Annotated in this window: 18 protein-coding genes; 12 read left to right on the forward strand and 6 right to left on the reverse strand. The window is 65.2% G+C overall.

The annotated features are described in order from the left end of the window. The first annotated feature begins 53 nt into the window (after window positions 1-53). The 9 genes from BM372_RS06535 to nrdF all read left to right on the forward strand — a co-directional run bounded on the left by BM372_RS06535 (window position 54) and on the right by nrdF (window position 9,513). A complete protein-coding gene (locus BM372_RS06535; RefSeq protein WP_090953369.1) occupies window positions 54-1,466 on the forward strand; it encodes an NAD(P)/FAD-dependent oxidoreductase in 1,413 nt (470 codons plus the stop codon). Further along, window positions 1,463-2,206, forward strand: coding sequence for a DUF1365 domain-containing protein (locus BM372_RS06540; RefSeq protein WP_090953371.1), 744 nt, complete (start codon window positions 1,463-1,465; stop codon window positions 2,204-2,206). Before BM372_RS06535 ends, BM372_RS06540 begins: the two co-directional genes overlap by 4 nt. 2 nt (window positions 2,207-2,208) lie before the next feature. Next, entirely contained in the window at window positions 2,209-3,723 is a 1,515-nt protein-coding gene (locus BM372_RS06545; RefSeq protein ID WP_256214103.1) for a class I SAM-dependent methyltransferase, read from the forward strand. Continuing rightward, complete coding sequence (locus BM372_RS06550) at window positions 3,720-4,838, forward strand: SAM-dependent methyltransferase (protein ID WP_371261706.1); 1,119 nt, start codon at window positions 3,720-3,722, stop codon at window positions 4,836-4,838. The genes BM372_RS06545 and BM372_RS06550 overlap by 4 nt, the downstream gene beginning before the upstream one ends. Then, entirely contained in the window at window positions 4,835-4,957 is a 123-nt protein-coding gene (locus tag BM372_RS21230; RefSeq protein WP_371261707.1) for a hypothetical protein, read from the forward strand. The genes BM372_RS06550 and BM372_RS21230 overlap by 4 nt, the downstream gene beginning before the upstream one ends. 448 nt (window positions 4,958-5,405) lie before the next feature. Further along, entirely contained in the window at window positions 5,406-5,651 is a 246-nt protein-coding gene (nrdH, locus tag BM372_RS06555) for a glutaredoxin-like protein NrdH (RefSeq protein ID WP_018773329.1), read from the forward strand. Window positions 5,652-5,725: 74 nt separating this feature from the next. After that, window positions 5,726-6,259: a class Ib ribonucleoside-diphosphate reductase assembly flavoprotein NrdI gene (nrdI, locus tag BM372_RS06560; RefSeq protein ID WP_177235918.1), complete on the forward strand. Its 534-nt coding sequence runs from the start codon at window positions 5,726-5,728 to the stop codon at window positions 6,257-6,259. Window positions 6,260-6,327: 68 nt separating this feature from the next. Next, window positions 6,328-8,448 carry a class 1b ribonucleoside-diphosphate reductase subunit alpha gene (nrdE, locus tag BM372_RS06565; protein ID WP_090953763.1) on the forward strand — a complete coding sequence of 707 codons (2,121 nt, stop codon included), beginning with the start codon at window positions 6,328-6,330 and terminating at the stop codon, window positions 8,446-8,448. A gap of 90 nt (window positions 8,449-8,538) precedes the next feature. Further along, entirely contained in the window at window positions 8,539-9,513 is a 975-nt protein-coding gene (gene nrdF / locus BM372_RS06570) for a class 1b ribonucleoside-diphosphate reductase subunit beta (RefSeq protein ID WP_090953373.1), read from the forward strand. 141 nt (window positions 9,514-9,654) lie between these two features. Here the strand turns inward: nrdF and BM372_RS06575 are convergent, their stop codons facing one another. Continuing rightward, window positions 9,655-10,128: a DUF4230 domain-containing protein gene (locus BM372_RS06575; protein ID WP_090953375.1), complete on the reverse strand. Its 474-nt coding sequence runs from the start codon at window positions 10,126-10,128 to the stop codon at window positions 9,655-9,657. Window positions 10,129-10,819: 691 nt separating this feature from the next. Here BM372_RS06575 and BM372_RS06580 point away from each other — a divergent pair. Beyond that, on the forward strand, window positions 10,820-11,572 hold the full coding sequence (locus tag BM372_RS06580) for a CPBP family intramembrane glutamic endopeptidase (protein WP_090953379.1): 753 nt from the start codon (window positions 10,820-10,822) through the stop codon (window positions 11,570-11,572). A gap of 60 nt (window positions 11,573-11,632) precedes the next feature. Here the strand turns inward: BM372_RS06580 and BM372_RS06585 are convergent, their stop codons facing one another. Further along, complete coding sequence (locus BM372_RS06585) at window positions 11,633-12,697, reverse strand: spore photoproduct lyase family protein (protein ID WP_090953381.1); 1,065 nt, start codon at window positions 12,695-12,697, stop codon at window positions 11,633-11,635. A gap of 330 nt (window positions 12,698-13,027) precedes the next feature. On the opposite strand from BM372_RS06585, the gene BM372_RS06590 reads away from it, so the two are divergent. Further along, a complete protein-coding gene (locus tag BM372_RS06590; RefSeq protein ID WP_090953383.1) occupies window positions 13,028-14,128 on the forward strand; it encodes a protein kinase family protein in 1,101 nt (366 codons plus the stop codon). A 23-nt stretch (window positions 14,129-14,151) separates the two neighbouring features. Here BM372_RS06590 and BM372_RS06595 read toward each other — a convergent pair whose 3' ends face one another. Beyond that, window positions 14,152-14,289 carry a DUF2087 domain-containing protein gene (locus tag BM372_RS06595; RefSeq protein ID WP_090953385.1) on the reverse strand — a complete coding sequence of 46 codons (138 nt, stop codon included), beginning with the start codon at window positions 14,287-14,289 and terminating at the stop codon, window positions 14,152-14,154. Between the two features lie 102 nt (window positions 14,290-14,391). Between BM372_RS06595 and BM372_RS06600 the strand changes: the two genes are divergently transcribed. Beyond that, window positions 14,392-15,447: a DNA polymerase IV gene (locus tag BM372_RS06600; protein ID WP_090953388.1), complete on the forward strand. Its 1,056-nt coding sequence runs from the start codon at window positions 14,392-14,394 to the stop codon at window positions 15,445-15,447. A 105-nt stretch (window positions 15,448-15,552) separates the two neighbouring features. On the opposite strand, the gene BM372_RS06605 is transcribed toward BM372_RS06600, so the two are convergent. The 3 genes from BM372_RS06605 to BM372_RS06615 all read right to left on the reverse strand — a co-directional run bounded on the left by BM372_RS06605 (window position 15,553) and on the right by BM372_RS06615 (window position 18,622). Then, window positions 15,553-16,011, reverse strand: coding sequence for a hypothetical protein (locus tag BM372_RS06605; protein WP_090953390.1), 459 nt, complete (start codon window positions 16,009-16,011; stop codon window positions 15,553-15,555). A 159-nt stretch (window positions 16,012-16,170) separates the two neighbouring features. Further along, window positions 16,171-17,412, reverse strand: a complete 1,242-nt coding sequence (locus tag BM372_RS06610; protein ID WP_090953392.1) for an NAD(P)/FAD-dependent oxidoreductase — start codon at window positions 17,410-17,412, stop codon at window positions 16,171-16,173. Window positions 17,413-17,536: 124 nt separating this feature from the next. Continuing rightward, window positions 17,537-18,622 carry an SDR family oxidoreductase gene (locus tag BM372_RS06615; RefSeq protein ID WP_090953394.1) on the reverse strand — a complete coding sequence of 362 codons (1,086 nt, stop codon included), beginning with the start codon at window positions 18,620-18,622 and terminating at the stop codon, window positions 17,537-17,539. Between the last annotated feature and the right edge of the window lie 200 nt (window positions 18,623-18,822).

Raw genomic sequence — 18,822 nt, forward strand, 5'->3', positions numbered from 1 at the left:
GCGGCTTCGAATCGCCCATAAGACGTTTTGGGCGAGGCAACAGGAGCAGATCAGTGTCGCAAGCAGCAGGGATTCCGGCGGGCCGGCGCGTGGCCGTCATTGGCAGTGGTGTGGCGGGGCTGACCGCCGCGTACGTGCTGAACCGGGAGGACCGGGTAACCCTCTTCGAGGCGGACTCCCGGCTTGGCGGCCACGCCCATACTCACGACGTTCCACAGGACGGCGGCCCCACCCTGGGTGTGGACACCGGCTTCATCGTTCACAACGAACGGACCTACCCCACGCTGCTGCGCCTGTTCGCGGAACTCGGCGTCGAAACCCAGGACTCGGAAATGAGCATGTCCGTCCGCTGCGACGGCTGCGGCCTGGAATACGCCGGCGCCCGGCCCAACGCGAGCGGCATCATTCCCCGGCCGTCCACCTTGCTGCGCGGCCGCTACCTGCGGATGCTGCTGGAAGTCGCCCGGTTCCACCGCCGGGCCCGGGCCCTGCTCGCGGAGGGCGCGCCCGGCGAAGATCTCACCCTGGGGGAGTTCCTGGCCCGGGAGAGGTTCAGCAGCTACTTCATCGCGCACTTCATGACCCCCGTGGTCAGCGCCGTCTGGTCCTGCGATCCCACCACCGCGCTGGCCTATCCCGCCCGCTACCTGTTCACATTCCTGGGCCACCATGGCCTGCTTGGCGTCAAGGGCTCGCCGCAGTGGCGCACGGTTACCGGCGGCTCGCGCACCTACGTCGACAAGGTTGCCGGAACGCTGCCGGACATCCGGCTCGCCAGCCCCGTCACCGAGGTGCACCGGCACGCCGACGGCGTCGACGTCACGTCCGCCCGGGGTACGTCCGCCCCGGGTACGCCTGCACGGGGTGCCGTGACGCTCACGGAGACCTTCGACGCCGTCGTGATTGCCACCCACCCCGAGCAAGCCCTGCGCATGCTCGCCGATGCCTCGCCCGCCGAAGAGGACGCACTGGGCGGCATGCCGTACTCGGTCAACCACACGATCTTCCATCGGGACCCCGCCCTGCTGCCCGCCAGCCCCAACGCCCAGGCCTCCTGGAATTACCGGCTGCCCTCCTGCGACGCGCGCCCGGACAAGGTCCTGGTCAGCTACGACATGACCCGGCTGCAGCGGCTGGAGCCCGTGGACGGGGGCCGGTACATCGTCAGCCTCGGCGAATCGGAACTGATTGGCGACGCCGCCGTTCTGGACCGGATGGTCTACGAGCACCCCCAGTACACGCCGGAGTCGCTGAAGGCCCAGGAACGGATCCTCGGGCTCGGCGACGGGCGGCTGGCCTTCGCAGGCGCCTACCACGGCTGGGGATTCCACGAGGACGGCGCCTTGTCCGGCCTCAAAGCTGCCGCCCGGCTGGGACGCGACTGGGACCGGCTCACGGCCGCCAGCGGCCCTGCCTCAGGATCCGGCCCCCAGGACCTCCAGCCCGCCGCCGCGGAGGTACCATGAGCGCCGCCGCCCCAGTCCCCGCGGCCATCTACCGCACGTCGATCTCCCATGTGCGGCGCACTCCGCTGCGCAACGCCTTCACCTATCGGAGCTACAGCTGGTATGTCGACGTCGACCGGCTCCCGCAGCTGCCGCGCCCGCTCCGGCCGCTGGCCGGCTTCCGGGTGGAGGACCACCTCGGCGACCCGGACGGCACCCTGCGCGGCAACGTGGAACGCTACCTTGACCTCCAGGGAATCGGGCTCGACGGCGGACGCATCACCATGCTCGCCAGCGCCCGGGTGTTCGGGCACGTCTTCAACCCGCTCAGCGTGTTCTGGTGCCATGACGCCGCGGGGAACCTGCGCTGTGTCATCGCGGAGGTCCACAACACCTACGGGCAGCGGCACTGCTATCTCCTTGAAACGGACAGCGCCGGCCGGGCGAGCGTTTCGAAGGAGTTTTACGTCTCGCCGTTCAACGACGTCGACGGCCAGTACCGCATGAAACTCCCCGAACCCGGGGAACGGCTGGCCGTATCGATTGTCCTGGAGCGGGAGGGGCACCAGCCCTTCATCGCCACCATGGACGGCGTCCGCCGGGAAGCGACCCCACGGAACATCGCGTCCGCGGCGCTCGCGGTACCCCTCGCCCCGCTGCGCGTCGCGGCGCAGATCCGCTGGCAGGGCATCAGGCTGTGGGCGCGCCGCCTGCCCATCATCAAGAGACCACACCACCCTTCACAGGAGGCAGTTCAGTGACAATGACCGAAGCGACCGGATCCGGTACGGGACGGGCCCAGGGCACCACCGATGTCAGCACTGATGTCAGCCCAGATGTCAGCACAATGCCGTTCACAGTTCCCTGCACTGTTCCCTATACAGTTCCGGGGCCACCCGTCACCATCGACGCGGCCATCTGGCCCAGCGTCGCGGCCGTGCCGTCGAGCCTTAAGGCCCGCGTAGCCGGACGCGTCGCAGACGCCATCTTCAGGGCCGCCGTCCGGAGCCTGCCGCTGGCCGTCCGCTACCCGGACGGCACGGTCCTGGGCAAAGCAGCCGTGGGCAACGCAACGTTGGGCAGAGAAGCGTCGGACCTGGCTCCCGCGGGCACCGCCTACCCCGTCATGACCATCAACCGGCCAGAAGCGTTCGCCGCCCGGCTCGGCGATGGCGGACTGATCGGCCTGGGTGAGTCCTTCATGGCCGGCGACTGGGACGCCGATGACATCACCGCCGTCATGGAGGTTTTCGCCGCGCGGGTGGGGACGCTCGTGCCGGAGCCGCTGCAGAAACTGCGCGCCCTGTACCTGCCGCGCCAGCCACGCAGGGAACGCAACACCGAAAAGAACACCCGCTCCAACATCTCGAGGCACTACGACCTCTCCAACGAGCTCTTCGCCACCTTCCTTGACAGCACCATGACGTACTCCAGCGCCCTCTTCCCGGAAAGCGGCGACGCGCTCCGGACCGTGGCCTGGGACGGCCTGGCCGACGCCCAGCAGGCCAAGATCGACCGTCTGCTGGACAAGGCGGGCGTCAGGGAAGGCACCCGCGTCCTGGAAATCGGCACCGGCTGGGGGGAGCTGGCTTTGCGCGCCGCCGCCCGCGGCGCCACGGTCTACTCAGTGACCCTCTCCAGCGAGCAGCAGGAATTGGCCCGGCAGCGCGTGGCCGACGCCGGCTACGCGGACGCCGTCACCATCGAGCTCAAGGACTACCGCGCCGTCGAGGGCGAGTATGACGCCATCGTCTCGGTCGAAATGATCGAGGCGGTCGGCTTCGAATACTGGGCCACGTACTTCCAGACCATCGAGCGCGTCCTGGCCCCCGGCGGCAAGGTGGCCATCCAGGCCATCACGATCTCCCACGACCGGCTGATGGCCACCCGTACCGGCTACACCTGGGTGCACAAGTACATCTTCCCCGGCGGGCTCATTCCCTCTGTCCGGGCCATCGAGGACGTCACCGAGAAGCAGACCGGACTGCGTGTCCGCGAACGCCTCGCCATGGGCGAGCACTACGCCCAGACCCTGCGGCTCTGGGAGGAACGGTTCATGGGCCGCGCGGACGAGGTCGGGGCCATGGGCTTTGACGCCGTCTTCCAGCGGATGTGGCTGTTCTACCTCTGCTACTGCCGGGCCGGATTCGAGACCGGCTACCTCGACGTGCAACAGATCGTGCTCGACCACGCTTTTCCGAAGAGTGCCGCCGCCAACGGCGTCGCCGCCAACAGCACCGTCGCCAACAGCACCGCCGCCGAGGGGGCAAGCGCGTGACGGCGGCGCTCGCGGACACCATTGCCGACGTCCTGCGGCCCGTCGTCGGCGGGGAGCTGCCCGTGCGGCTGCTCGCTTGGGACGGCAGCGAGGCGGGACCGTCCGGCGCGCCGGTGGTGCGCCTGAACTCGCCGGACGCCATCCGCCGCCTGCTCTGGGCGCCGGGGGAGCTGGGCGCCGCCCAGGCCTACGTCACCGGTGAGCTCGACGTCGACGGCGACCTCAACTCCACCCTGCAGCACCTGTGGAAAGTGGTCCGGGACCGCGGCCTCACCGGCATCCGCCCCACGCCCGCACTGCTGGCCGGCGTCGCGCGGATCGCCAAGGATGCCGGGGCCCTGGGCGCCCCGCCCCAGCCGCCGGCCAGCCAGGCGCGGGTGAAGGGCCGGCTGCACAGCCTGCTCCGGGACCGGGCGGCCATCAGCCACCACTACGATCTCAGCAACGACTTCTACGCCCTGATCCTGGACCCGCAAATGGCCTACTCCAGCGGCTACTGGACCGACTCCGCTCCCGGCTACGGGCTCGAGGACGCGCAGCGGGACAAGCTGGACCTGGTCTGCCAGAAGATCGGACTGGTGCCCGGCATGCGGATGCTCGACGTCGGCTGCGGCTGGGGTTCGCTGAGCCTGCACGCGGCGCAGCACTACGGCGTCGACGTCGTCGGGGTCACCCTCTCCGCGGAGCAGAAGGCCTTCATCGATGCCCGCATCAAGCAGCGCGGACTCGAGGGCCGGGTGGAGATCCGGGTCCAGGACTACCGCGAGATCCCGGACGGACCGTTCGACGCTGTCGCCTCCCTGGAGATGGGCGAGCACGTCGGCCAGCGCAACTATCCCGTCTACACGGCAGCTCTCTTCCACAACGTCAGGCCCGGCGGCCGGGTCCTGGTCCAGCAGATGTCCCGCCACGGCAAACACCCCGGCGGCGGCCCGTTCATTGAGTCCTTCATCGCCCCGGACATGCACATGCGCCCGGTGGGGGAGACGCTGGGCTTCCTTGAAGGCGCCGGCTTCGAGATCGAGGGGGTGCAGGGCATGCGCCGGGACTACGTCCGCACGCTAGAGGCCTGGTACGGCCGGTTCGAGGAGAACCACGACGCCGCGTTGCGATGATGGGTCAGGAAATCGTCCGCGTGTGGCGGCTGTACCTCGCGGGCGCGCTGCGCAGTTTCGCCGAGGCCCGCATGGGCGTGGACCAGATCCTGTGCAACCGGCCGACCCCCTTCAACTAGGCCCCCTTCAACTGCGCCCCCTTCAACTAGGGGTGTAAGACCAATCACGATCGATTGAGGCGGACACCGCGGTGTCCGCCTCTTTCGTGTGCCCCTTCGTGCGCCCGGACACCAGATGTAGTGTCCCGCGCCACGATCAGGCCCCTGCGCGGGAGGGCACGACACGCCGTCCAAGGTGCGACACGCGGGAGTGATTAATGTGGCTAACTACTCCACAGGGTGTGGATTTCGTCCGCGAAAATGGCTGAAATCCGGACATTTGGAGGGCGCCTTCCTGTGGATTAACGGTGCATGAAATGACATACTTGTAATACATCATCTTGGGGTCCGCGTGAGGCTCTTGCACTACATGTAGTATCGACATACAGTTCCAGCAGAGCATCAGCGCGGGACGGTCGGAGCCGGGGAAGCGCTCCGAAGAGAACTTTCAACAAAGGGGACTAGGACCATGACCGTTACGGTTTACACGAAGCCGGCCTGCGTTCAGTGCAACGCGACCTACCGCGCGCTGGACAAGAAGGGCATCGCCTACCAGAGCGTTGACATCTCCCAGGATGCAGAGGCCCTTGAGCGCCTGAAGTCCCTGGGCTACATGCAGGCCCCCGTTGTCGTCACCGACCAGGATCACTGGTCCGGTTTCCGCCCGGACAAGATCGAAGAACTGGCGCAGGCCGCCGCCGTCGCTGTGGCCTGAAACGCGCTGCAGTCTGCAACGCTCAGGACGCCGCTACCAGGCAGGATTTCACGGTAGATGAGGTGACCACTCCCATGGCCCTACTGGCAATGGCGGACGCACCGCCGGCCGCAGGAAACGGCAGCGCGGCAGCAGCCGCGACGCCCGCCGCCAAGGCGCCGGTCAACACAACGCCGCCTATCAACACAACAAACTGCCGCCTCATCTACTTTTCCTCCACCTCCGAAAACACGGCACGCTTCGTTGCGAAGCTGGGAATCGACGCCGCCAGGCTCCCGCTCTACCCGAGGGACGAGCCGCTGGTGGCCCGGGAGCCCTACGTGCTGGTGGTGCCGACCTATGGCGGCACCGGGGGAGAGGGATCTGTTCCCAAACAGGTCATCAGGTTCTTGAACCACCCCGGCAACCGGAGGCTGATCCGAGGTGTGATCGGCGCAGGCAACACGAATTTCGGGGACAACTACTGCATGGCTGGGGAGATCATCGCCGCAAAATGCAGCGTCCCCCACCTATACAGGTTCGAACTCATGGGCACGCCGGAAGACGTCTCCCGTGTACAAGAAGGATTGGAAAAGTTTTGGACACGACTGTCGCAGACACCGCAGTAACTGAGGGCGCAGGCTTGCACACCGGCACTGGCACGGCTGCCGCCGTCGAACTTAAGAAGAAGCCCGAGATGCCCGCCGCCTACAAGGGCCTGGGCTACCACGAGCTCAACGCGATGCTGAACCTGTATGGTCCCAGCGGCGAGATCCAGTTCGAGGCCGACCGCGAGGCCGCGCACCAGTACTTCCTGCAGCACGTGAACAACAACACCGTGTTCTTCCACGACCTCGAGGAAAAACTCGACTACCTCGTGAAGAACGAGTACTACGAGCGGGAAACCCTCGACCAGTACACGATGAACTTCATCCGCGAGCTCTTCAACCGCGCATACAAGAAGAAGTTCCGCTTCGAGACCTTCCTGGGCGCGTTCAAGTTTTACACCTCCTACACCCTTAAGACGTTCGACGGAAAGCGCTTCCTGGAGCGCTACGAGGACCGCGTCTGCATGGTGGCCCTGCACCTGGCCCGCGGTGACGAGAAGCTCGCCACGCAGATGGTGGACGAGATCATCGAGGGCCGCTTCCAGCCGGCCACCCCGACGTTCCTGAACGCCGGCAAGAAGCAGCGCGGCGAGCTGGTCTCCTGCTTCCTGCTCCGCATCGAAGACAACATGGAGTCGATCGGCCGGTCCATCAACTCCGCCCTGCAGCTGTCCAAGCGCGGCGGCGGCGTGGCCTTCGCGCTGACCAACATCCGCGAGGTCGGCGCCCCGATCAAGCAGATCGAGAACCAGTCCTCCGGCGTCATCCCCGTGATGAAGCTCCTCGAAGACAGCTTCTCCTACGCCAACCAGCTCGGTGCCCGCCAGGGCGCCGGTGCCGTGTACCTGCACGCGCACCACCCGGACATCTACCGCTTCCTGGACACCAAGCGCGAGAACGCGGACGAGAAGATCCGCATCAAAACCCTCTCGCTCGGCGTCGTGATCCCGGACATCACCTTCGAGCTCGCCAAGCGGGACGAGGACATGTACCTCTTCTCCCCGTACGACGTCGAAAAGGTCTACGGCATGCCGTTCTCCGACGTTTCGGTCACCGAGAAGTACTACGAGATGGTGGACGATTCCCGGATCAAGAAGACCAAGATCAAGGCCCGCGAGTTCTTCCAGACCCTCGCCGAGATCCAGTTCGAATCCGGCTACCCGTACATCATGTTCGAGGACACCGTGAACCGGGAAAACCCGATCGACGGCAAGATCATCATGTCCAACCTGTGCTCGGAGATCCTCCAGGTCAGCCAGCCCACCACGTACCACGATGACCTGTCCTACGACCAGACCGGCAAGGACATCTCCTGCAACCTGGGCTCGCTGAACATTGCCAAGACCATGGACTCGCCGGACTTCGGCCTGACCATCGAGACAGCCATCCGGTCCCTCTCGGCCGTCTCGGACATGTCCAACATCACCTCGGTGCCCTCGATCGCCCGCGGCAACGACCAGAGCCACGCGATCGGCCTCGGCCAGATGAACCTGCACGGCTACCTTGCCCGCGAGCGGGTCCACTACGGCTCCGAAGAGGGCCTGGACTTCACCAACATCTACTTCTACTCGGTGGTGTTCCACGCCGTCCGCGCCTCCAACCTGCTGGCCATCCAGACCGGCCAGACGTTCGGCGGCTTCGAGAAGTCCAAGTACGCTTCCGGCGAGTTCTTCGACAAGTACACCGAGCAGGAATGGGTGCCGCAGACCGCCAAGGTCGCGGAGCTGTTCAAGAACATCCACATCCCCACCCAGGATGACTGGCGCGAGCTCAAGGCTTCGGTCATGGAGCACGGCATCTACAACCAGAACCTGCAGGCTGTTCCGCCGACCGGTTCGATCTCCTACATCAACAACTCCACCTCCTCGATCCACCCGGTGGCGTCCAAGATCGAGATTCGCAAGGAAGGCAAGCTGGGCCGCGTGTACTACCCGGCGCCGTACCTGACGAACGACAACCTGGAGTACTACCAGGACGCGTACGAGATCGGCTACGAGAAGGTCATCGACACCTACGCCGCCGCCACGCAGCACGTGGACCAGGGTCTGTCCCTGACGCTGTTCTTCAAGGACACCGCCACCACCCGCGACATCAACAAGGCCCAGATCTACGCCTGGAAGAAGGGCATCAAGACCATCTACTACATCCGTCTCCGCCAGCTCGCGCTGGAAGGGACCGAGGTAGAGGGCTGCGTCAGCTGCATGCTGTAGCTTCAACTAAATCGTGACAGTACGACGGCGGGCGCCCGCCCGCCGTCGTACGCTTTAACTAAGAACCAACCCAAACTTTTAGGGGATGACATGACCGAAAAGGTCAAGCTGCTGAGCCACGTCGAGGCGATCAACTGGAACCGCATCCAGGACGACAAGGACGTGGATGTCTGGAACCGCCTGGTCAACAACTTCTGGCTGCCGGAGAAGGTGCCGCTGTCCAACGACGTGCAGTCGTGGAACACCCTGACGCCGGCCGAACAGCAGCTCACCATGCGCGTGTTCACCGGCCTGACCCTGCTGGACACCATCCAGGGCACCGTCGGCGCCGTCTCGCTGATCCCGGACGCGCTGACCCCGCACGAAGAGGCCGTCTACACGAACATCGCCTTCATGGAGTCCGTGCACGCCAAGAGCTACTCCTCCATCTTCTCCACGCTGGCCTCCACCAAGGAGATCGACGAGGCGTTCCGCTGGTCCACCGAAAACGAGAACCTTCAGAAGAAGGCCCAGATCGTCATGGACTACTACCAGGGCGATGATCCCCTGAAGCGCAAGGTGGCTTCCACCCTGCTGGAGAGCTTCCTGTTCTACTCCGGCTTCTACCTGCCGATGTACTGGTCCTCGCGGGCCAAGCTGACGAACACGGCCGACCTGATCCGCCTGATCATCCGCGACGAGGCCGTGCACGGCTACTACATCGGCTACAAGTTCCAGAAAGGCCTGGAGAGGGTCACCGAGGAGCGCCGCCAGGAAATCAAGGACTACACCTTCGAGCTGCTCTTCGAGCTGTACGAGAACGAGGTCCAGTACACGCACGACCTGTACGACGGCGTCGGCCTGGCTGAGGACGTCAAGAAGTTCCTGCACTACAACGCCAACAAGGCCCTGATGAACCTAGGCTATGAGGCAATGTTCCCGGCCTCCGTGACCGACGTGAACCCGGCGATCCTGTCGGCCCTGTCGCCCAATGCGGATGAGAACCACGACTTCTTCTCGGGGTCCGGTTCGAGCTACGTGATTGGCAAGGCGGTTAATACTGAGGATGAGGACTGGGACTTCTAGTCCGCCGTCACGTGTTCAACTAAAACGACCCCGCACGCAGGAGCGTGCGGGGTCGTTTCGTGTCGGCCAGCATCCCGCCCGGATGTCTGCCGAGGCGGCTGCGCCTTCTGTCTGCGCAGATAGTGCCCTGATTCGTGCGCCCTAGTCGCGGAAAGTGACCTGGAGTCCGAGTCTGCCGCACAAGCTGGTCAAAAATGCCTTGGTGTTCTCGGTGGCCTGCTTACGGAGCTCTGACTCCGCCGCCGCGGCGGCAAACTTCGTCTCGGCGAGCTTGTAGAGTTTTGCCTGATCCGGTGCCTCGAACGCGTCGGCGATCCGGTCGAAGATGCCGCGGTCCTGATCGAAAGTATAGGATCGGCCAAAGTCGAGGCTGGGTTTTTCGAGCTGAGACTCGGGCAGCCGAACCGTTACCGACTTGCCGTCCGGTAACAGCTCTAGGTCTTTGTCGGCAAGGCCGGACAGGTCAACATAGGCATTCACTGTGTCCGCTGCGACAAAAAGCGTCCGCCGGCTAGCGCCACCAGTGCGCCAAGCACCAAAAGCGCGATGCCTTTCAACAAAGAATTCTTCCGGTCGGGTGCCGGCGGTGGTGCAGAAACCGGAGTCGCATTGCATGTTTCGTAGATAGTCATTTCCCCATTTTTCGTTTTGTTGTTGCGACCGCCTGATGGCGGAAACATTGGTGCGCTTAGGGCGTTCTGAACACGGTCTGCACCGGTGGCATTTGCTACCCGTTCGCCATCATTTTGGTCGAACGGTGGCGGGCCAAGAACGCATACCTGTACGGCCTGTACGGCTGGGAGCTTCAGTTCGTCGGCGCCGGATGCGGCATTTTCGGCCTGTGAGTCAAAATGGCTGCTTCACGCCCTAGATGGACTGGGCTGGGACGACTCGTCAGCATTCGTTTTCGCTGCGGCTCGCCGCCTTTCGGCGAAGCGGTCGCGCGGGTGCGCTATCCGGATGCTCAGACATGATCCCCCATCACGCCGGCTTCACGGTGCCAGCATTTCCGCCATGACACTAGCGGATCGACCGATTCTCTGAGGCGAGCGACCCGAGCATGTCTTAGGCGCCACTGTCATTGCGGTCGCGGACCGGGCGGATGGGTAAAGGCGGAGCGGGTCGTCGAGGCAAGGTGGCCTCGACCGTGACACGGAAGGCCGGTGTCGAGGATATAAGTGGCGACGAATGGAAATCGGGTGCAAGCATCGCCGCCCTGTCCAACTACAGGCAGCCGCCGCGGACACGAGGGCGGCGTTCCCCTTAGTTGGAGCCGGTCTGAGGCGCTGGCCCATACAATCGCGGTGTGACCCTCACCGTCCGAGCACCATTCCGCTCACGCCCCCCACTGAACCTGCGCACGGGCATCCTGCTGCTCACCCTTTTCGGGCTCGTGCGAGTGGCCCTCGTGCTGCAGGCGAACGTGACCGGCAGCTACGAGGTTGTGAGTCTCGTGTTCGTGGCCATGATCGCGCTGCCGTTCATCCTTCTGACGCGGGAAGGGCGCAACCGCATCGGGCTGGTTCGACCGTCAAGGCGGCGCTGGCTAATACCGGCAGTACTTGCCGGCGTCGCAATGGCTCTCGGGGTGCACGTCGGCGCCACTGCGCTGTGGGGCCACACTGTTTCCAACCCGTTCGCTTATATCGCCCGTTCGTACTCGAGCCTGCCGGCGGCACTGTCGGAGGACGACCGACTCATTTACTTCATCATCTTCGCGGCCATCGGGATGCTCTTCAGCCCGCTCGGGGAAGAGTTCCTGTACCGCGGCGTCGCACACGAGAGCTTCGCGTCTCAACTCGGTGACCGGCGGGCAGCGCTCATCGACGCGGCAGCGTTCGCCGTCACCCATCTGGCCCACTACGGCGTGGTGTTTGTGGCCGGAGCTTGGGCGTTCCTGCCGCTGCCGGCGCTGTTCTGGGTGACGGCCATGTTCCTGGCGTCGCTGGCCTTCTACGGATTCCGGAAGCTCACAGGATCACTCGCGGGAGCGGTGGCCGCGCACGCCGGATTCAATCTCGCCATGAACTGGGCCATCATTTACGCCATCCTCCCTTAGCGCCGGCTCCGCCGGAGGGCGAGCCCACCGAAGGCCACCGAACCCGCTGCACAGGAAAGCTCAAAACGCGTAGCGGACGCGGCAGTAAGGCGCGATCTCCTCAATAAGCGCGGTCAGTTGCCGCACATAGCCCGCCTTGGCTCCTGAACGGTACCGGACGTTGGTGAAGCCGTTGGACGAGACCTTCGGTTCCTGGAGGTCCGGGCGCCACAGCACGTTCTCCGCCTGCGGATGCCACCCCAAGTTGACCTCGTGGAGCCGCTCGTTGTGGGTCAGGAAGATCACTTCCGCCGCGAGCTGCTCCTTTGCGGCGGCTGTCAGAGTCGCATCGAGTTGGCGCAGCAGCTCCTCCCAATCGCTGAGCCAGGTGTCCGTGATGATGACGGGGGAGAAGTTCACGTGCACCTCGTACCCGGCATCGACGAAGTCGTTGATTGCAGCCATGCGTTCAGCCACCGGCGAGGTCCGAACGTCAATCGACTTCGCCAAGTCCGAGGGCATGAGGGAAAAGCGGATCCTGGTGTGACCGCCGTGGTCCCAGCCGAGCATTGCCCGGTTCACGTACTTGGTGGCAAACGACAGCTTGGCGGTGGGCAAGTCGCGGAAGAGCGTGACGAGGTCTTCCACGTTGTCGCTGGTCAGCGCGTCGACGGAGCAGTCGCTGTTTTCACCGATGTCGTAGACCCAAAGTTCCGGGTCGCACTGGTTGGGCTCCAGCTTCATGCCCTGGCGTGTGGCGTGCCGCTCAAGCGCCCCGGCAATCTGGTCGATGTTCGCGAACACGGTTACCGGGTTGCTGTAACCCTTGTGCCGGGGCACGTAGCAGTAGGCGCATGCCATGGCGCAGCCGTTCGCACTTGAAGGTGCAATGAAGTCCGCGGAACGGCCGTTCGGCTTGATGGTCAGCGCTTTCTTGACGCCAAGGACCAGCGCCTCCGTCTTGATCCGGGACCAGCGCGGCACGTTCGTTTCATCACCGTGCACCTCCGGGATGTTCCAGTGGTTGTCGACGAGCACGATCTCTGCGTCAGGCCAGCGTCCGATGATCTCATTGCCCCTGGGAAGCTCCAGTGCAGCGGGCTGCGCATAGATGCGCCGGATCTGCAGCAGCCGGTTGAAATCCATGACTCCATTCTTCCAAGTCGCCAAAGATACTGCAGCCGGTTACGCCCAGGGCATCTTGACCCGAACTGCCTCGAGAGTGGCTCGACCGGCTGCTATCCGCGGCGCTACCGCTGAAGTGGTGTGTGTATTCGAAGAGCCCCGCCCATCCCGGTATGCAGCGGGGCACTTCGTCGCCCGAAAGGCTGAGATCTCCCGCACCTCAGGTAGGGCGATCCGACGTCGCCCCATTCATGAGGGTTCCTTAATGCGCCTTTCATCTGGACCTCATGGTCTTCCGTCATGCTGGGTCACACAGTCTGAAGTGGCACTTCCACCGCTGGAGCTGATCCGATGAGTTGGTACCTGCCCGGCCTGGAATACGCCGACGAAGCTACGGGCACAACCTGGCGCGTCAACCGGGCCTGGTTCGACAGGAGGCCGGGAGACTACGTGCTTGAAGTCCAGGACCAGGGCCAGGCCGGCGCCGTCCGTGGAGGTTACCTGCGTCACGGGCGCTTTGAACTTGTGCCGCTCGACGATCCTGAACTGCCCGCCTTGCGGGCGGAAGCCGAGCAAGGCGAACTCGTTGCGTATCGGCCCCACAGGCGGGCCGTGGTCCGGGCGGGGGGCTGTTACATCAAGATCTTCCGGCCAGGGCAGGCCATCGCCTCCGCCGAACGCTGCGCGCACGTGGACATTCTCCTGGGCGCAGTCGGTACCTTCACGACCCCTAGCATCCTTCACAGCTCCGAGGATGTCATCGTTTTCAGCACAGTCCAGGGACCGACCTTGTACGAGCTGTGCGTGGATGACTCCACGGCCAGCGATGAATCGTTCGGGTGTGCATGGGAGAAATGGTCGCGCTCGTGGGTCGCTCAGCTGAGCGCCCCACACGACGGCGCCGCCCGGAGCGTTCTGAACAGCCTGCCGCTCCGCTCAGCAGAGGTGGAAGCAGCAGATCTGTGGCGCTGCGTGAACCGCTGGCTGCGTCACTTTGAAAACGTGCCGGAGATGTCGCGTCAATGCAGCGCCTTGCGGGCCGCGGCAGAGGATGTGACGAAGAATTTGCTTCGGACGGCCCCGGATCCGCTAGCCTGGTCCCACGGAGACCTGCACGGCAAGCAGATCATCGCAGCCGAGGACCGGTCCCCGCTCGGATTGCTGGATTTTGACGAAGGAGCCCAAGCAGAGGCGGCCCTCGATCTGGCCAACATGGACGTGCGCTTGGAAGTGCACCGGCGACGGAACCAGATGTCGTCGGCACGTTACCGTACGGCTCACAATCAGGTCTTGGCCGTAGCCAAGGAACTGCATGTCAGTCCGGACCGGTTCCATGCCTACACTGACACCCTCTGGCTCCGTGAGGCGTTGACCCCGCTCCCTGGGCGCCTAGCCAGGGCCACCGCCATTCTCGACGAACGGGCAAAGCGGTATCAGACCACTGAGGCATAGCTTCCGCCAACAGTATTCAAAGCCTATGTTTCGTGGTGCCGCGAGTAGGTGGAGCCTGACGGCGTCCGCTCCAATAGTCCAAAGTCGACCATGTAGCGGCGCAGCATCACGACGTCGTCGGCACAGGTGCGGTGTAGGTCGTCTGCGGCGCTGGAATTCAAAGAGGGTCAGGAGGCAGCAGGGCCGGCGGCCAGGCTCGGTGGAGAGCCGGTGCTTGCCAGGGCTGTTTAGGGCAGACTGGTGGCGTGAGCGGAATCCAGTGGGTGCTGCACGTTGATCTCGACCAGTTCATCGCGGCGGTCGAAGTGCTCCGGCGGCCGGAGCTTGCGGGCAGGCCGATCATTGTCGGCGGCCGGGGCGACCCCAAGGAACGGGCCGTGGTGTCCACCGCATCCTACGAAGCCAGGGCGTTCGGTGTGGGTTCCGGAATGCCCTTGCGCATAGCGGCCCGGAAAGTGCCAGACGCCGTGATCCTGCCCGTCGATCACGAGGCCTACCTCGCGGCGTCTGAAACGGTGATGGCTACCCTGCGCGCGCAGCCCGGCGCCACTGTGCAGGTGCTGGGTTGGGATGAGGCCTTTGTCGGCACGGAGACAGAGAATCCGGAAGCCTACGCCCGGCAGGTGCAGGCGGCTGTGCTGGAGCAGACGCAGCTGCATTGCAGCGTGGGCATCGGCGACACCCTGGTCCGGGCCAAGGTCGCCACCGGTTTCGGCAAGCCGGCCGGCGTCTTCCGTCTCACTGCCGGGAACTGGCTCGACGTCATGGGCAGTCGGCCCACCAGGGACCTGTGGGGCGTCGGAACCAAAGTGTCGGGCCGGCTGGCCAGACTCGGCATCAACACAGTCGCCGAGCTCGCCGCGGCCGATCCCCAAGACCTGGTCCCGGAGTTCGGCCCCAGGATGGGTCCTTGGTACGCGGAGCTCGGACGCGGGGACGGCGCCAGCGTTGTGGACGACACCCCGTGGGTTGCCCGCGGGCATAGCCGGGAGACCACCTTCCAGCGCGACCTGACCGAGCCTGCCCAGGTGGACGACGCCGTGAGGGAGCTGACAGCGCGCGTCCTTGAGGATGTTGTGGCGGAAGGACGGCCCGTGGTGGGGCTGACCCTCAAGGTCCGGTACGCGCCGTTCTTCACCACGACCCACGCTAGGAAGATTCCTCAGACATTCGACCGGAACGAAATCCTCGCGCGGGCCTTGGACCTCGCAGCCGGAATCGAAGCGGGCCGTCCGATCCGACTCCTGGGCCTGCGGGCCGAAATGGCCATGCCCGACGACGCCCGAAAGGGACATACGCCAACGCGCGGCGGTTGGTGACGGCGTCGCTCCCTTCGGTCAATACCTGGGTGTAGGACCTAGAGCTATGGCGTTGCGACTTGTTCAGGTGAATTTCAAGGATCCGTGGGCCTGAGCGCAGACGTGCTATCCGTCGTCGCCGGTTTCGGTGTCGCTCGTACCGGTGTCGCTCGTACCGGTCTCGCTCTTACCGGTATCGAAGGGCTTGCCTGTGGTCGGCTGCTCGCCGCCCGCGAGACGGTCCGACTCTCGGGCCCCCACTACGGACTGGGCGCCGCCGGATCCGGCTTTGGCAGGTGAAGGCCCCGGCGGCAGCGTCCCGTCTGTCTTGTCTGAGCCGCTCGCGGTCCGCTGCCCCTGCGTCATCGCGGGGTCGTTGAACACCTGCTCCACGGGCGCCTCGCCTGACTTGGCCCGCTCCGGATGCGAGTGGTCCCCCTGCGCCTTGGTGCCCGACTCCGCGACGTCGACCGCTTCGCCCACATCAGCACCGCTGCGGGACTCATCGCCCTGATTGTTGGCATCCGGCGCGGGATGCCCGGCCGGCGCCGCAGCGTCTTGGCCGCCGTGCGAATTCTCGGTCATCGGCTTACCCTCTGCAATTGGTCTCTGCCGCTTTTCGGTGGTGAGCCAGCTTACCTCCCGTCGGGCAGCCAGTCGAGGGCAACGGGCCCCCGACGGCGGACCGGAAGTTCTGCCTCATGGCGTCAGACACGTGACTCTGAGTTAGCCCCGGCAGGGGCCTCAGTCCGGCCTGCCGACAACCACCTGCGACGGGCTGTGCGTCACGTAGCCGGCGGCCCAAGAGGAGAGTGCCCGGGCCTTCTGCTGGAAACCCGGAAGCAAGGCGAGGTGAACCCCCAGCCAGGAGACGAACGCCAGCGGGCCCTGCAGCTGGATGCGCTTGCGGCCGAGTTCGGCTACTGCGGCTCCACGGCCGACCATGGCCATGTAGCCCTTGTCCCAATAAGCGAACGGTCGGCGGGTGCCGCCGGTCAGGTCAGCGTATATGTTGCGGGCGGCCCATTTTCCGGACTGCTGCGCCACCGAACCGAGTTGCGGCAGTTTGGCGCCCGCGGCATCGGTGATGTTGGCTGCGTCTCCCAGTACGTAGACACCATCGACTCCGGGCGCGGTGAGATCCGGCAGCACGTCGATGCGCCCGCCTTTCCCCTGGGGGAGGCCAGACTCGGTGATGATTTTTCCGGCCTGCAGGCCGCCGGCCCATACCACGATCCGCGCCGGAATGACCGTCCCGTCCGCCAGCGTGACGCCGTCGGCGCGCACGTCAGTGACCCCCTGGCCCATGTGCAGCTGAACTCCAAGTTTCCCGAGCCGGTCCCGGGTGTACTCCTGTGACTTGGCAGAGAACGCCATCAGCACGCGCGGCACCATATCCACCAGATGGACGTGGCACCGGGCCGCCAGCTCTGGCGAAAAGTACTTCGGCACCAGGTACTTGACGTTCTCCGCCAAGGCGCCGGCGGTCTCCACTCCGGTGGGTCCGCCGCCAACCACGACGACGTCCGCGTTGCCCGCCTGCCCGCGGTCCGCCGTATCCAGGACGCCGGTGAGGGCAGCGCTCAGGCGCGTGGCATCGGCCACCGAGTACAGCGGGTAGGCATGTTCCTCCGCGCCCGGGGTGTTGAAGAAGTTGGGGACGGCGCCTGCGGCAATGACAAGGATGCGTGCCTGGTAACGGGAGCCGTCGGCTGTGGTGACAGCGCGGGCGGCGGCATCGATCGCCGTCACCTCGGCGGTGAGGACGCGCACCCCTTTAATGCCGCGGAACACGGAACGCAGTGGTCGGGCCACCGCCGAAACGCCGATTTGCGACGCCGCCACCTGGTACAGGAGGGGCTGGAACTGGTGGTAGTTGTTCGCGTCGATCAGGAGTACCTGGATGCCCTTGCGGCCGAGTTCCTCGGCCGCGGTCATGCCAGCAAACCCGCCGCCAACCACGATGACCTGAGATGTATCGTCCATTCAAGCAACATACCGCTCAGGACCGCTGCGCAACACCCGGTCGAGGGGATGCTGTCAACGATGTTGGGGAAGACGATGTCCAGCGGTCAACGCGCGTGCCGCTGCCTTTTGGAAGCGCCCTCGGTCAGGCGGGGATCACACGCTCGTCGCGCAGGGTGTCGAACAGGATGGCGAAGGCGGTGAGGGTGTCGGCGTAGCCGGTGAACCCGGCGTTGCGGCTGCGGGTCATGTCGGTGAAGCACTCGACGGGGCGATTGAGATCGCTGTCAGTGTGCCACCAGGACGCCACACGGGCGAGGTCGGGTTCGACGAGACCCTCCCGTTCGGCCAGCTCGCGCCACATGCCGGCTTTACCCGCCATCTGCTCCTCCAAGGGGCGCGGATGGCGGGCGTAGCCCCCGGGTTCGACGCCGAGCAGCTGCGCGAGCCGCGGCCACATCCAGCGCCAGCGGAAGACATCTCCGTTCGCCGTGTTGTAGGCCTGGCTGGGCAGGCCTGGGGTGGTGGCCGCCCAAATCATCTGGCGGGCGAGTAGTCCGGTGTCTGTCATGTCCGTGATCCCGTTCCATTGCACCTCGTTGCCGGGGAACACGAAGGGCAGGCCTTCGGCGCGGCACAGGGCCGCCTGCGCGGCCAAAGTCTGGCCGAGGTTCATGGCATTGCCGACGGCGCGCCCGATCATGGTGTGCGAGCGGTGCACGCTCCAGGCGAACCCGTAGTGCTCGGCGGCCTGCCACAGCTCGTCTTCTTGGGCGTAGTAGAAGTTCGGGGCGTCCAGTCGCGGCTCGTCCTCGTGGAAGGGGGTGTCGCGTGTCGCGCCGGTGCCATAGGCCTCAAAGGGGCCCAGGTAGTGCTTGAGGCCGGTGACGAGTGCGACGTGCCGCAGGTTCCCGGACGGACCGGTCGTGTCCAGGACGTTCCGGACCATGGCGGCGTTGACGGCGATGTTCTCCGCTTCCGTAGGCCTGCGGCTCCAAGCGGTAAAGAAAACGTCTGAGGGGTTGAGCCCGGCCAGGGCCGTCTGTACAGACTGCGGATCAGTCAGGTCGGCGCGGACCGTCTTGACGCCGTTCTGGGGGGCGGCCTGGCGCCGGGACAGACTGGTGGTCTGCCACCCCTGGGCGGCGAGTTCCCGGCACAGGGCACGGCCGGCGATCCCGGTTCCCCCGACCACTAGCGCACTGCGCCGAGGGGTTGTCGTTGCGTTCATCATGTCTCTCCTTGCTGGGCTCGGTGCGGTTCTGCGGCGTGTGGAACCAGCGATTGCCGGTGTTGCGGCGGACACCGGGCACTCTGCACGCCGCGGAATGTGAGCATCCCTGCCTCATCAGTTGAACATACAGGGGAAGCTTCTCAGCCAAGCACTGGCCCCATTTCCGTGAACGGCGTGTAAAGCGTCCCGCAAATCAG

Source organism: Arthrobacter sp. ov118, from assembly GCF_900116495.1.
GTDB lineage: Bacteria > Actinomycetota > Actinomycetes > Actinomycetales > Micrococcaceae > Arthrobacter.

What these genes read in the sequence shown, in the direction of transcription:
- nrdE (WP_090953763.1), top strand. Translation starts at nt 6,328, where the DNA reads ATGCCCGCCGCCTACAAGGGCCTGGGCTACCACGAGCTCAACGCGATG.
- BM372_RS06545 (WP_256214103.1), top strand. Translation starts at nt 2,209, where the DNA reads ATGACCGAAGCGACCGGATCCGGTACGGGACGGGCCCAGGGCACCACC.
- nrdI (WP_177235918.1), top strand. Translation starts at nt 5,726, where the DNA reads ATGGCCCTACTGGCAATGGCGGACGCACCGCCGGCCGCAGGAAACGGC.
- BM372_RS06615 (WP_090953394.1), bottom strand. Translation starts at nt 18,622, where the DNA reads ATGAACGCAACGACAACCCCTCGGCGCAGTGCGCTAGTGGTCGGGGGA.
- nrdF (WP_090953373.1), top strand. Translation starts at nt 8,539, where the DNA reads ATGACCGAAAAGGTCAAGCTGCTGAGCCACGTCGAGGCGATCAACTGG.
- BM372_RS06540 (WP_090953371.1), top strand. Translation starts at nt 1,463, where the DNA reads ATGAGCGCCGCCGCCCCAGTCCCCGCGGCCATCTACCGCACGTCGATC.
- BM372_RS06575 (WP_090953375.1), bottom strand. Translation starts at nt 10,128, where the DNA reads ATGCAATGCGACTCCGGTTTCTGCACCACCGCCGGCACCCGACCGGAA.
- BM372_RS06610 (WP_090953392.1), bottom strand. Translation starts at nt 17,412, where the DNA reads ATGGACGATACATCTCAGGTCATCGTGGTTGGCGGCGGGTTTGCTGGC.
- BM372_RS06605 (WP_090953390.1), bottom strand. Translation starts at nt 16,011, where the DNA reads ATGACCGAGAATTCGCACGGCGGCCAAGACGCTGCGGCGCCGGCCGGG.
- BM372_RS06590 (WP_090953383.1), top strand. Translation starts at nt 13,028, where the DNA reads ATGAGTTGGTACCTGCCCGGCCTGGAATACGCCGACGAAGCTACGGGC.
- BM372_RS21230 (WP_371261707.1), top strand. Translation starts at nt 4,835, where the DNA reads ATGATGGGTCAGGAAATCGTCCGCGTGTGGCGGCTGTACCTCGCGGGC.
- BM372_RS06585 (WP_090953381.1), bottom strand. Translation starts at nt 12,697, where the DNA reads ATGGATTTCAACCGGCTGCTGCAGATCCGGCGCATCTATGCGCAGCCC.
- nrdH (WP_018773329.1), top strand. Translation starts at nt 5,406, where the DNA reads ATGACCGTTACGGTTTACACGAAGCCGGCCTGCGTTCAGTGCAACGCG.